This is a genomic window from Syntrophales bacterium (assembly GCA_030655775.1).
In the GTDB taxonomy this organism is placed as follows: domain Bacteria; phylum Desulfobacterota; class Syntrophia; order Syntrophales; family JADFWA01; genus JAUSPI01.
Map to the genome: position 1 here is coordinate 23,147 of JAUSPI010000246.1, position 10,996 is coordinate 34,142.

Annotated in this window: 20 protein-coding genes; 1 reads left to right on the forward strand and 19 read right to left on the reverse strand. The window is 44.6% G+C overall.

Annotated features, from left to right (window positions below; translation table 11 throughout):
* Positions 1-122: 122 nt before the first annotated feature.
* The 5 genes from Q7J27_13855 to Q7J27_13875 all read right to left on the reverse strand — a co-directional run bounded on the left by Q7J27_13855 (position 123) and on the right by Q7J27_13875 (position 2,528).
* Complete coding sequence (locus Q7J27_13855) at positions 123-551, reverse strand: DUF86 domain-containing protein (protein ID MDO9530224.1); 429 nt, start codon at positions 549-551, stop codon at positions 123-125.
* Positions 544-942: a nucleotidyltransferase domain-containing protein gene (locus Q7J27_13860; protein MDO9530225.1), complete on the reverse strand. Its 399-nt coding sequence runs from the start codon at positions 940-942 to the stop codon at positions 544-546. The genes Q7J27_13855 and Q7J27_13860 overlap by 8 nt, the downstream gene beginning before the upstream one ends.
* A gap of 147 nt (positions 943-1,089) precedes the next feature.
* Positions 1,090-1,692, reverse strand: coding sequence for a sugar transferase (locus Q7J27_13865; protein MDO9530226.1), 603 nt, complete (start codon positions 1,690-1,692; stop codon positions 1,090-1,092).
* A 475-nt stretch (positions 1,693-2,167) separates the two neighbouring features.
* Positions 2,168-2,389 carry a four helix bundle protein gene (locus Q7J27_13870; GenBank protein ID MDO9530227.1) on the reverse strand — a complete coding sequence of 74 codons (222 nt, stop codon included), beginning with the start codon at positions 2,387-2,389 and terminating at the stop codon, positions 2,168-2,170.
* Positions 2,370-2,528: a hypothetical protein gene (locus tag Q7J27_13875; GenBank protein MDO9530228.1), complete on the reverse strand. Its 159-nt coding sequence runs from the start codon at positions 2,526-2,528 to the stop codon at positions 2,370-2,372. Before Q7J27_13875 ends, Q7J27_13870 begins: the two co-directional genes overlap by 20 nt.
* Before the next feature lie 65 nt (positions 2,529-2,593).
* On the opposite strand from Q7J27_13875, the gene Q7J27_13880 reads away from it, so the two are divergent.
* Positions 2,594-3,757 (forward strand): AAA family ATPase, encoded by a 1,164-nt coding sequence (locus Q7J27_13880; GenBank protein MDO9530229.1) that lies wholly within the window; start codon positions 2,594-2,596, stop codon positions 3,755-3,757.
* 588 nt (positions 3,758-4,345) lie between these two features.
* Here the strand turns inward: Q7J27_13880 and Q7J27_13885 are convergent.
* The 14 genes from Q7J27_13885 to Q7J27_13950 all read right to left on the reverse strand — a co-directional run.
* Positions 4,346-4,582, reverse strand: a complete 237-nt coding sequence (locus Q7J27_13885) for a hypothetical protein (GenBank protein ID MDO9530230.1) — start codon at positions 4,580-4,582, stop codon at positions 4,346-4,348.
* Between the two features lie 181 nt (positions 4,583-4,763).
* Positions 4,764-4,964, reverse strand: coding sequence for a hypothetical protein (locus Q7J27_13890; protein MDO9530231.1), 201 nt, complete (start codon positions 4,962-4,964; stop codon positions 4,764-4,766).
* A complete protein-coding gene (locus Q7J27_13895) occupies positions 4,957-5,211 on the reverse strand; it encodes a UPF0175 family protein (GenBank protein ID MDO9530232.1) in 255 nt (84 codons plus the stop codon). The genes Q7J27_13890 and Q7J27_13895 overlap by 8 nt, the downstream gene beginning before the upstream one ends.
* A gap of 192 nt (positions 5,212-5,403) precedes the next feature.
* Positions 5,404-5,805: a type II toxin-antitoxin system VapC family toxin gene (locus tag Q7J27_13900; GenBank protein MDO9530233.1), complete on the reverse strand. Its 402-nt coding sequence runs from the start codon at positions 5,803-5,805 to the stop codon at positions 5,404-5,406.
* Positions 5,805-6,035, reverse strand: a complete 231-nt coding sequence (vapB, locus tag Q7J27_13905) for a type II toxin-antitoxin system VapB family antitoxin (protein MDO9530234.1) — start codon at positions 6,033-6,035, stop codon at positions 5,805-5,807. Before vapB ends, Q7J27_13900 begins: the two co-directional genes overlap by 1 nt.
* Before the next feature lie 338 nt (positions 6,036-6,373).
* On the reverse strand, positions 6,374-6,505 hold the full coding sequence (locus Q7J27_13910; GenBank protein MDO9530235.1) for a hypothetical protein: 132 nt from the start codon (positions 6,503-6,505) through the stop codon (positions 6,374-6,376).
* A gap of 155 nt (positions 6,506-6,660) precedes the next feature.
* Positions 6,661-6,963: a hypothetical protein gene (locus tag Q7J27_13915; protein ID MDO9530236.1), complete on the reverse strand. Its 303-nt coding sequence runs from the start codon at positions 6,961-6,963 to the stop codon at positions 6,661-6,663.
* Positions 6,935-7,204, reverse strand: a complete 270-nt coding sequence (locus Q7J27_13920) for a hypothetical protein (GenBank protein MDO9530237.1) — start codon at positions 7,202-7,204, stop codon at positions 6,935-6,937. Before Q7J27_13920 ends, Q7J27_13915 begins: the two co-directional genes overlap by 29 nt.
* Before the next feature lie 101 nt (positions 7,205-7,305).
* Positions 7,306-8,085 (reverse strand): putative DNA binding domain-containing protein, encoded by a 780-nt coding sequence (locus tag Q7J27_13925; protein ID MDO9530238.1) that lies wholly within the window; start codon positions 8,083-8,085, stop codon positions 7,306-7,308.
* A gap of 290 nt (positions 8,086-8,375) precedes the next feature.
* Positions 8,376-9,626: an SDR family oxidoreductase gene (locus Q7J27_13930; GenBank protein MDO9530239.1), complete on the reverse strand. Its 1,251-nt coding sequence runs from the start codon at positions 9,624-9,626 to the stop codon at positions 8,376-8,378.
* A gap of 163 nt (positions 9,627-9,789) precedes the next feature.
* Positions 9,790-10,080: a hypothetical protein gene (locus Q7J27_13935; GenBank protein ID MDO9530240.1), complete on the reverse strand. Its 291-nt coding sequence runs from the start codon at positions 10,078-10,080 to the stop codon at positions 9,790-9,792.
* Positions 10,081-10,228: 148 nt separating this feature from the next.
* Positions 10,229-10,453 (reverse strand): hypothetical protein, encoded by a 225-nt coding sequence (locus Q7J27_13940; protein MDO9530241.1) that lies wholly within the window; start codon positions 10,451-10,453, stop codon positions 10,229-10,231.
* On the reverse strand, positions 10,401-10,589 hold the full coding sequence (locus tag Q7J27_13945) for an NAD-dependent epimerase/dehydratase family protein (protein ID MDO9530242.1): 189 nt from the start codon (positions 10,587-10,589) through the stop codon (positions 10,401-10,403). Before Q7J27_13945 ends, Q7J27_13940 begins: the two co-directional genes overlap by 53 nt.
* A gap of 192 nt (positions 10,590-10,781) precedes the next feature.
* The coding region (locus Q7J27_13950; GenBank protein MDO9530243.1) for a type II toxin-antitoxin system MqsA family antitoxin at positions 10,782-10,996 on the reverse strand (215 nt) is incomplete at its 5' end.

A 10,996-nucleotide genomic window follows, 5' to 3' on the forward strand; every position in this document is an offset into this window, starting at 1 on the left:
CCGTGGTATATCACAGGCCGTTCCATATAGCACATGAATATCTTGAGATCTTTGCAAAACCCACATTTTGCTCAATTCTGGTCATTGCGAGGAGCAGAGCGACGTGGCAATCCTGTTGTTTTTCACCACCCCTTTGCCCAGCCGAAGTATGCTAAGACCGCTGTATAGAATTCTTCCAGATCTGATAGATGCTTACTCAGGATAGATTTTAAAATCTTTTCATTAATAGATTGATAGTCATGTACGGCAATATTTCTGAAACCTACCATCCGTTCCATTTTTATGGCCAGTCCTTTATCTATTATCTTATTTTCCAGAAGCAGCCGAAAGTTGTCCTTGATCGTGTCGGGCAGGCCAAGTCCCTCAGACGCAACAATATGAGTTGCCAGATCTATTACTGCCTGCACCGACCTTTGCAGGTTCAATACGAATATATCCTGTTTGTCAATATCATCTAAGCTGTCGGGATTATTGTCTGTAGTTTCTATTATACGTTTTAGGCACCTCTGGACAATGGCAATCTTGGCCATAATTACGTCTTTGTCAGGCATATATTCTACTCCTCAGAACACTGTCTTCTGCTTCCCTTCTCAGGTATTTTAAATCACAGTATTCATTTAAAGTACGAACAAAAAAGTCATTGTATATTTTATCATCTTTTTTGATCAACAGGCCGTATTTCAGTACCTGTACCCTTATTATAGGGGAGGCTGTATTCAATGTAAGGATATCCACTTCTCTTCCAAGATGACTCGATAGCTGATCCTTGAGGTTGCTGACCTCATAAAAATCAGGTAAAAATTCAAACATAATAGCCAAGTCAATATCGCTTTTGTCTGTGGCGAAACCTTTTGCAAATGAGCCAAACAAAAAAACCAGCAGAAAATCTTTACGATCAATCAAAGGTAGAAGGGTGCTTCTTAAATTATGAGATTTTTCCATCAGCTCTTCTCATTTCTTCATTTCCCGAAGTATAATAAATGTGTAAACAATTCTCAATCTCTTTTCCCCCACTTAAACAATTTATATCCACTTTTCTATGCGCCTTTGCGTGACCGTCTCCTGCCTCCCGTCTCCTGCCTCCTGCCCCTAATGCGTAACCCCTTCTCTCCTTAAAACCTTTGCTAATGTCATCCACAATATCTTAAAGTCAAGGGCGAAAGACCTGTTTTTAAGATAATACTCATCAAACTCCACCTTTACCGGGATCGGCAATTCATCCCTTCCGTTTACCTGCGCCCAGCCTGTAATTCCAGGGATGAGTTTGTGTATCCCTTTTCCTGTTCTAAGCTCGACCAGATCATCCTGATTATATAAGGCCGGGCGGGGACCCACAAAACTTATGTCACCTTTCAAAATACTGTACAACTGCGGCAATTCATCCAGACTGAACCTGCGCAAAAAAGAGCCGACCGGCGTAAGGTAAACATCAGGATTTTTCATGAGATGAGTCGCAACGGCAGGGGTATCTATAATCATCGTCCGAAACTTGGGCATCCTGAAAATAGTATTGTTGATCCCCACCCTGTCCGACCAGTATAATACCGGACCTTTTGAAGTCAGCTTTACCATCAGTCCAATAAAAAGAATCGGAATACTCAAAAAACATAATAAAAAACCGGCCAAAGCTATGTCAAAGATACGTTTAACAAAAGAAAGACCGGAGGACGGAGGAAGGAGGACGGAGGACATGCTAAAATCTTTCCTTTCTGACTTTTATGAAATTATGAAGCATTGCAGAAATCTTCCTTGTCGATTCCAGCAACTCGTCGCCGGTTGTCTTGTCAAAAACACCTACCTCTACAGCCAGATAAATCTGAGTTCTTAATTCAGAACAAGAACCCTTTGCGATATATAGAAAATGGACAAAATCCTTGTTTGTGTTTCTTTCGTAACCTTTTTACCCTGTTAAATAAGATTTGAGCCTTTTTCGGATGAACATTTTTCCGTGATATGATTTTAAATATTTTTCTCGTTTTGTCGCATCTTCTTGACTTAAGCAAGCTTCATAATAAATCAGCTTCAATGGACGTCTATCCTTCGTTGATTCTACCAAACCCTTATTGTGTTGCTCAAATCTTAGCTTGAGGTCTTTAGTAAACCCTGTGTAAAACTTCATATCCTTTATACTCTGCAATACATATGTGTAATACACTTCAACCTCAAGCTATTTAACAGGGCAAGTGTTTGATGGAACAGAAACAGCAGCTCTCTGCATCTGGTCACGCAACCCATAATCACGGCAAGCATTCAACGTCCGATATATTTTAACAGCCAGTCGCATACCCTCTTTCTTTACCCTGTGGAATCCTCCGAAGGAGGGGCGACATAATCGCCATTCCATAGGGCGGGCCTCAAGGTCTTCAAACCTACCAACCTTTTCTTCCATTTCTTATCTCCTGCCTCTTGCTTTTCCGTCTCCTGTTTTCTGTTTTTTCTGTTTCCGTTCTCCCGCCTTCGGTCTCCGTTCCCCCATTTCTTATCTCCTGCCTCCGTTTTCCTATTCTTACCTTTTTTCTTGACACCATTAAATAATCGTGTCATTTTGCAAGTCAACCATCAATATACATGTTTTTTATTGGAAGGTCGAAAAATGTACAAAAGAAATCTTCGATTGCCTGAGAAACCAAAGCAAAGTTTTTTCCTCTGGGGGGCGCGCCAGACCGGTAAAACAACGTTGTTAAAGACATGCTACCCGGATGCGCTGCGAATTGATCTCCTCAAAACCGATGAACTCATGCGATACGCAAAGGAGCCGTCGCTCTTGCGGGAAGAGGTGGCAGCGCTTTCACATGAACGACTGATTGTGATTGACGAAATTCAGAAGGCCCCTGTACTTCTGGATGAAATCCATTACATGATTCAGGAGTGGCAACGTGTTTTTGCATTGTGCGGCTCCAGTGCGAGAAAAGTTAGACGAGGGCATGCAAATTTATTGGGCGGCCGTGCGATTCGCTATGAACTCTTCGGCCTGGTGGCACAAGAACTTGGCGCTGATTTTTCCATTGAACATTTCGTCAACACCGGCCCGCTTCCGGATCATTATGGGGCTGAAAACCCTGCTCTGGCGCTTCGTGCCTATGTAGATGACTACTTGCGGGAAGAAATTCTGGAAGAGGGCATGACGCGTCGCCTGCCAATATTTTCCGACTTTCTCAGGGTGGCAGCCATCGGGGACACGGAAATGCTGAACATGTCCAACATTGCACGAGAAACGGGGATCTCAGTTACCACGGTCCGGGACCATTATGGCATCCTGGTCGATACCTTGATGGGCACCTTCCTGCCGGCCTTCACATTGCGGCCCAAGCGCCGCACGATTCAGGCGCCGAAATTCTATTTTCGGGATCTGGGTGTGGTCAACCATCTGGCAAGGCGTGGGGCCATCCAGCCCGGATCGGAACTGTTTGGCAAAGCTTTTGAAAACTGGCTGTTTCATGAACTGTCGGTTCACGCAAAATACAGCGAATTGTTCTATGAACTTTCATACTGGCGACTTTCCAGCGGTATTGAAGTCGATTTTATCCTGGGAACAGGTACTGTCGCCATTGAAGCAAAAGGCAAGTCAAAAATCACCTCCGGGGATATCCGGGGACTTGTCAATTTCAAAAAAGATTTTCCTGAGGTAAAGTCGCTGATCATCGTTTGTCTTGAAAAAAGGATGAGGAAGACCGACGAGGGTATTCATATCGTGCCTTATCAAGAATTCACCAAATTGCTCTGGGATGGAAAATGGACCCAGGATCTCTATCGATAATCACCGCCCCTGGAAAGAAATTTTTCCTTATGGCCGATGATAAGTTCTTTTAATTTTTCTTTTTCCATCCTCTAACCGCCATTATATTTCATTGATGTTGCATTATAATGTCATATATATAGCAATGTCAATGCCCTTTTAAGGCACCGGTATTAGATCCCAGCCCTTTTTGCCGGTTTCCGCCGCGTTCAGCGGTTATTTTTTCGTTTCCTTTACTAATCTGCGCCTGCCCCGTAGGTAGGCACTATCGTACTGGGGTTAAAATGATTCTGCTTTTATACTTAACTGGGGCCTTAGGCGGAAGTGGGTAAAGGTATTAGAAAATTATTTTTGACGTTTTAATATGGTTTTCTGGGTTAAACGTTGCTCGGCGTTCTTGAATGTTTGGCTTTTGGTGAAAGCGTCTTGGATTGCCACACATAAAACAGGAGCAAACCTTCGGTGTACGGGAATACATCCCCACCCGACGTGCAGGGAGATCTGTCGCATACATAAAATAGTGGCCCAGCGTTTTGCGAACCCATGCCTTTTTGCGTTTATCATGATGACGACGCAACGCACGTTTATGGCTTCCTGGTTTTCCTATAATCATTTTCTCATGAGTTCCGGATACTTCTCAGGATCAAAAAATGCCTTGCCATCCTTATCCATAAGCCAGGGGTTCCCGGCCTGCCTGCGGTGCATGAGCAGCGTCTCATCAAGGAAATGGCCAAGGAGCCGGCAGTTCCTGTGCCGTTCCTTTCGGTTGGCGAGTTGCTTATCTTTTTTCTCGCTCTCCGCTGTAGTGATGCCCCTCATGGGGGTTTTTCTTCGAGATCTTGACATAATGTTTTTCTCGCGAAACGAGGACTATTTTTATCCGAGCAGGCCTACCCGCCATCGCTCTCGCTCAGGCGAGGCGGGCGGGTCGCTCGCTGTGCCCCACAGCTTTTAAATGGAGTCTGACCCCATTTACTCCAGCGGCTAATTCAGTTTTCACGTTTCATTGACTTGTTTAAGTGCGAAATCAACAACCTTTTGACTCAAATAAATACCCTGAGATTCTCACTCCAAAGCCCGAAGTCCCACCCGCTTCAATTTCCTTACAAACCTCAAAAGGAACAAGAACACGTTTGTAAAGCAGCTTTAGCAAAGATAAGTCGCCAACACCGGCTATGAGAGCAAGTAAAGGCCCCGTGTTAATGACAAGTTTTTCTGTTTCAGGCATTTTGCATATCCGATAAAAGCTCATCTTCTTCAAGATCAATCATTGGCACATTGAACCGATGAAGATTGAGTAAAAAATTAACCCTGTCAAGTCCGGCCAATGATGCCGCCATGCCGGATGACAGCCTTTTCATCTCGAACAACTTTACCGCCATCGCCATTCGGGCTTCTTCCTCAAATGCCTTCTTTGTTGTTTGAAGAATATCCGGTAAATTTTGTGGATATTCAATATTGAGTTGATTGGGCATATCGCACCTCCGAACCCTTATTAGATTAACCTTAGTCCATAATAGCAAATAACTTATGATAGTGTCTATATTTTCTGCGACTAATTCTTTGGTGTATAAAATGTCTGCGTTCATCCGCGCCCATTTAATTCCATTCGAGAGTGTAGCGTGGGATCTCTGTGCCCCACAGCTTTTAAAAGGGCGCTGTCCCTATTAAAAAATCCAGTTTTCCAGATGCAGGCCGGCAATTCTTTCAAATTCTTTGGTATTGTTGGTCACCAATATCATGTCCCGTGATCTGGCCAGGCCTGCTATGAGTAGATCATAAGGACCAATCGGCATTCCTTTCTTTTCAAGTTGCGCGCGAATAGTCGCGGCTTCCATAGCAGAGGAACGATCCATGTCAATAAGATTCAACGGCAAGAAAAACTTGGTAAGAGCATCTTCGGAACGTTGCCGGTATTGGCTTTTTTCAATCCCATATTGAAGTTCAAACAGGGTAATAGTGGAAACCGCGACATCCTGTGGAGAATGCTGCTTGAATCTCGCAAGAACCTCCGATGGGCGTTTTTTAATGAGGTATATGCAAATATTGGTATCAAGCAGATAGTGCATCAAAAAGACCCCCTCTTCTGCATGGCAGGCTGATTACGACCGTCTTTCATAAAGTCTTCCGGGAATTCACTAAGAGACTCGAACAACGAGTCCCACGTCGTTACTATGGGCTCCAATATAATCTGGTTGCCTTCCTTGAATATTTTCACCTCATTACCGGGAATTCTAAACGCCTTGGGCAGTCTTACTGCTTGAGAACTCCCATTCTGAAATAACTTTGCTGTTTCCATTTTATTACCCTCCTTATCGTATATATTTTTAGTATATACACCAATAATCTAAAAGTCAACTATGATGAATTCGTAAAAAGTCACAACCCGGGTCATTGCGAGAAGCGTGTGAGCCTTTAGCCGCGAGCGGAGCGTGGCGGGACGAAGCAATCTAATAAATACAGATGGTTATAACGCATGAGATCGGGTAAATGGGCGCTGTCCCTATTAAAATGCAGTTTACGACTCCCGGGGGATGGGGATTGTCAGGTAGTGTTTCAATAGTTTGAAGAATTCTTGAAATGGTCTTCTTCTGAAGTTTCTTGAGCTCTTTTCGAGCCGATTGTTTCCACTCGATCTTATATGAAGCCATCGGTTTTTAACTCAGCAAGAAACTTTTTGTGAGATATTGTTGGTTCATCTCTTTTCTCAGCTACGGCAGCCAAATCTTCGATATCCTCGATCAACTCTTGAAATTTAGAGATCGACAAAATAACTGATTTTTTCTTACCCTTTTCATCCGTTATATATTGAGGGTAAACATTGTCTAACCTTATCGTTGGAGTACCTCCTTCCTGACCGCAATAATACTATCACCTCAAAGATGGGATCGCAAACCAAATTGGCATTCCTGCCGTTCGTCCTATTAGCGCCTTTGCGACTTTGCGTGAGATTTAATCTGCGAAAATCTGCGCCTGCCCCGCCTGTCGAAGATGCCGCCGTGCGGTGCCCTGTGGAATCCGAAGGCCATTCCTCTGGGGTTTACCCCGTTAAATTCCGAAGGACAGCGAAGTTTACCCAGTAGGTCCGGAAGATCGTACTGGAGCGTATTTAACCGGGGTAGCTCCAGCAGATGGTACTGGGGTAATCTGCTGATATATGTTCTTTCCCGCCATTCACAATCTGCGTTAATCCGCGAATCAATCCTCACCAGCCATAAAGTAACCACCTGTTTTAGGAGCTCCTTTAAAAACAATCCTGTTTTCGTCCCGTAGTTTCTTAATCCACCGTTCGTTGGTCTTTGCCGGAACATGAAGCTGTTCGGAAAGCTCTGGTATCCTCAAGCCGGGTTTATTCTTGATGCAATCCATCAAGCTGCTTACTCCCTCACTTACTCCCTCACTTACTCCCTCACTGATCGACACAAGGGTGCTGAAAGTCACCAAAACACCGCCGCCAGTCTCCTCCACATCGAAGATAACCTCTGGATATGCTTCAAGCTCCTTACGAATACGAATAAATCCACTGCCATATTTTTCAATATTTTTTGTCAGATAAAACGCTTCAGCGATTAACTTGTTACGGATATGCCATCAAACTCGAACGCCACGCTGATATGTGAGATAAGAAATTTCATCGCCTGCTCAACCGCATCAAACAGGGTATCTGTAATCTGACGATCATCTATAATTATGGTTGGGGTTTTAAAGCGACCTATATGAATATGATGACGCAGCGGGTTATTGGCAAACAGGAGCATGGCCGCCCAGGTCGGACGGTTATTGACAATATACTTGAGCTTTTCAAGGGCCAGCAGCGGAGATTTGTCCAAGGTAAAACGGTCGCACTGATTGACCTGACCGATAAATTGTTCAATCTTGCTCACAGACAGGGAATTAAGATCTTCCTGGAGAGCTTCGTAAGCATCCCAGGAGAGTTGTAACGACTGCATGTATAGATCGGTTATTTCATTCAAACTGAGCTGATGATTGGAACTGGCAATCCGTTTAAAATATTTTCCCCTGGTATTGATCGGTTTAATCGGATACTCACTGATGCGTATGGCGACAACAGTTCGGCCATCAATATCAAACGCTTCAATATCCGGAATAATAGAGGGACTCGTCGAAGATTTTACTTGTCCCAGCCATTTATTGAGCGTCTCTTTACCCAGACTTACCCCCAGGACAGTGCCGTTATCCTCAACTCCTACCAGCACAGTTCCCCCGTTTGCATTGGCAAAAGCCACGAGTGTTTCAATCGATTTACGGTCGAATGAGGATTTATATTCAAGTGTCAGAGATTCGCCTATACGAATCAGCTCACTAATATTATCGGTTGATGCAAACATAGCAAACTGTCCTGTTAATCATATATACTTTACCCCCAATAACCACAATAAGCGAAGCCTGACCCCCGTTAATATTGGCATCAAAAAGTGCACTCTAAGACCCTTTTAGCCCCTGATTCAGGCAATATCTTATATAAAAACAAAAACTTATCGGGGTCAGACCCCGATATTATGTGTTGACCGCCTTGAGCGCCTCATACTGTGCAGCGCGGATACGCTGTTTGATCTCACCCAGCAAAGCTGGGTAGTTAGTTGGCAAATTAGTTGTCATAATTTTCTTTTATATTTTATTATCTTTGCGCCTTTGCGCCTTTGCGTGAGACATCTTTTTCCGCGTAATCTGCGGACTGATACCAATCAACAGTTTCCTGAATACCCTGCTCAAAGGTGTATGGGGCCTGCCAATCTAAAAGTTCACGTATTTTACTGGAATCAACACACAAAGAACCTGTCAAACGATCAATTTCAGCCCTTTTCCCTGTCAACAAGCCCAATGCTTTGAGCATAACCAAAGGAACGGGCAAAAGGGTTGCCTTGCGGCCCATGGCAGAGGCCATTTTTTGTACCAATTCAGCAGTAGAGACATCCTCTCCATCACTGATTAGAAACGTTTCGCCTGCTGCTCTGCGGTGCTCCAAACAGGTCATGATGGCGCTTACGAGATTGCCAAGGTAAACCATACTGCGACGATTACGCACAAGTCCCAAAGGCAAAGGAATGCCCTTGTGGATCAGTTTCAATAGACGCAAAAAATTTGCTTTTACTCCAGGCCCATAAACCAAAGGCGGTCTCAAAACAACCACCTCCAAACCAGTATCAGCCGCAATATCACGTAAAATCTGCTCTGCTTCCCATTTGGAAACAGCATACGGATCCCGCGGCTCAGGAACATCCATTTCGGTGTAAGGATCAGAGCTGTCTTCAGCCTTTTCTTTCGCGAAGCGATGACTATTTTTGTCCGAGCAGGTCGCTCGGACAAATGTCTGTGTCAGTCTGTGTGGGTCTGCCTGCCCTGTAGCTCCGGCAGATGGTACCGGGGTGGCTAATTCTTCATCTTTTTCATTCGACGTTGGGCGTTCGATGTTCGATGTTGGACGTTCATCCCTTTTCCTTCCGATCTCTGTCTTTTCCTGACCACTGACCACTGACCACTGACCACTGTACCTCGTCCTTTCCCCATTAACCTTCACCGAGCTTATATAAACAAAACGTTTAACGCTGGCATTCGCAGCCGCAATCGCAAGGCATTTAGTCCCCTCAACATTAACTTCCCTGAACGCGGCAAGCGGATCAGCAGCGCTCTCGCACATAACATGCACCCGGGCTGCAAGATGCACAATGCCCTCAATACCGTCCAGCGCTTCAGACCAATCAGTCTCCGGGCCAATATCCCCGATCATCGCCCCTTCAACACCTGAAGGCAAAGCCGTCATTTGATCCGCGCGCCTGACAGCTCCCCGCACCTGGTATCCAGCCGCCATCAGTCTTTTGCATAAGGCCTGTCCGATAAATCCGTTAGCACCTGTTATTAAAATATTCATTACAAATTAATCTTACCCAAATCAGCCTTGGGCGGAAATGGGTAAAGATTGCAGCTCCAAAAAGCCAAATTAATCCTTTACGCAGACAACCCCTCTGGTTTCTTCGAGATTAGGGTAATTGTACCAGTGATTCTATTTCTTGAAGGACAGTGGCCAAATCGCTTCAATTCGCAAACCGGATGCCTCTTAGTGTGTCTGCCTTTTCCCGTAGCCGTGTCAACATCCTAAACTCACCAATCCATTCATCAAAATTTGTGGTCTCTTTCATTTTATCGTTTTCGTAACGGGAGATAAACTCTTGAGTCCTAAGGTGGTATTTTTCCTCAAACCCCAAGAGTCTTTGTTCCGTTCGGCGAATGCCTGCTTCCAGTAAACGTAATTCATTAAATAGAGCTCCTTCCACTAGTGGTTTTAGCTCGCATTTGCGTGTAGATACCAATCTGAGATCAGCCATCTTTAATCCCCCCATAGAATACCATAGCGAATCTTCCTTAACCTGATCCTGATAAAAATCGAGTCTTTCTTCCAGGCCATCCAGCCTCTTAAGAGGCTTATCTATTTTCAGGTTGCTTAATATTTTTTAAACTATCACACTCTCAACTTTAGGTCAACAAATCTCCTGTTTCCGGGCCAATATCACCGACCTCCGCCCTTAGTCCTCCGACATCTGACCTCAGACATCCGACTGCTGTCTTTTCCTGCCTCCTGCCCTCTACCTTCTGTTTCTTTTGTTTTTCATTCGACGTTGGACGTTCGATGTTCGATGTTGGACGTTTATCCCTTTTCCCTCCGACATCTTTCCTCTGACTTCTGTCCTTTCCCGACATCTGACCTCAGACATCCGACTTCTGTCTTTTCCTGCCTCCTGACAGCTCCCCACACCTGGTACCCGTCAGCCATCAGCCTCTTGCATAAAGCCTGGCCGATAAAGCCGTTTGCGCCTGTTATAAAGATATTTTTCATTGATTTGATTCAACCCTTATGCAGCATACTGTCATTACTGTCCTGCTTTGAACCAATATCAACATCCTGGGGCCATGATCTTTTTTTGCACGACTTGCTTTACGTTAATTGCCCTATCAGATTTATCGATCTCGTCTAATACTTGTGCAAAAGCAGAAGCGGAAATGAAGCGCCAGCTCATCTTGCTATGTTTTATGCAACCGCCAGTTCTCTCAATGGGACCTGAATTAGCTTCTTGGGAGTTTCTCTCGAATGAGCCAGTCTTTCCATCTCCTTTACAATTTCAGCCTTAAGATATTGTTCTCCACAAACCTGGCAGACCCCGGTTGGAACATTCTTGATCAGAGCAATCAGTTCATCTCCCCAACGGTAGTCTACCGTTATCCTTTTTTCTACAACATCTCCTC

Coding starts and splice junctions, on each gene's coding strand:
- Q7J27_13900 (MDO9530233.1), bottom strand. CDS start 5,805: ATGCACTATCTGCTTGATACCAATATTTGCATATACCTCATTAAAAAA.
- Q7J27_13945 (MDO9530242.1), bottom strand. CDS start 10,589: ATGAAAAATATCTTTATAACAGGCGCAAACGGCTTTATCGGCCAGGCT.
- Q7J27_13860 (MDO9530225.1), bottom strand. CDS start 942: ATGGAAAAATCTCATAATTTAAGAAGCACCCTTCTACCTTTGATTGAT.
- Q7J27_13885 (MDO9530230.1), bottom strand. CDS start 4,582: ATGTCAAGATCTCGAAGAAAAACCCCCATGAGGGGCATCACTACAGCG.
- Q7J27_13935 (MDO9530240.1), bottom strand. CDS start 10,080: ATGGCTGATCTCAGATTGGTATCTACACGCAAATGCGAGCTAAAACCA.
- Q7J27_13890 (MDO9530231.1), bottom strand. CDS start 4,964: ATGCCTGAAACAGAAAAACTTGTCATTAACACGGGGCCTTTACTTGCT.
- Q7J27_13865 (MDO9530226.1), bottom strand. CDS start 1,692: ATGTCCTCCGTCCTCCTTCCTCCGTCCTCCGGTCTTTCTTTTGTTAAA.
- vapB (MDO9530234.1), bottom strand. CDS start 6,035: ATGGAAACAGCAAAGTTATTTCAGAATGGGAGTTCTCAAGCAGTAAGA.
- Q7J27_13925 (MDO9530238.1), bottom strand. CDS start 8,085: ATGTTTGCATCAACCGATAATATTAGTGAGCTGATTCGTATAGGCGAA.
- Q7J27_13930 (MDO9530239.1), bottom strand. CDS start 9,626: ATGAATATTTTAATAACAGGTGCTAACGGATTTATCGGACAGGCCTTA.
- Q7J27_13940 (MDO9530241.1), bottom strand. CDS start 10,453: ATGTCGGGAAAGGACAGAAGTCAGAGGAAAGATGTCGGAGGGAAAAGG.
- Q7J27_13875 (MDO9530228.1), bottom strand. CDS start 2,528: ATGGTGTCAAGAAAAAAGGTAAGAATAGGAAAACGGAGGCAGGAGATA.
- Q7J27_13870 (MDO9530227.1), bottom strand. CDS start 2,389: ATGGAAGAAAAGGTTGGTAGGTTTGAAGACCTTGAGGCCCGCCCTATG.
- Q7J27_13880 (MDO9530229.1), top strand. CDS start 2,594: ATGTACAAAAGAAATCTTCGATTGCCTGAGAAACCAAAGCAAAGTTTT.
- Q7J27_13855 (MDO9530224.1), bottom strand. CDS start 551: ATGCCTGACAAAGACGTAATTATGGCCAAGATTGCCATTGTCCAGAGG.
- Q7J27_13895 (MDO9530232.1), bottom strand. CDS start 5,211: ATGCCCAATCAACTCAATATTGAATATCCACAAAATTTACCGGATATT.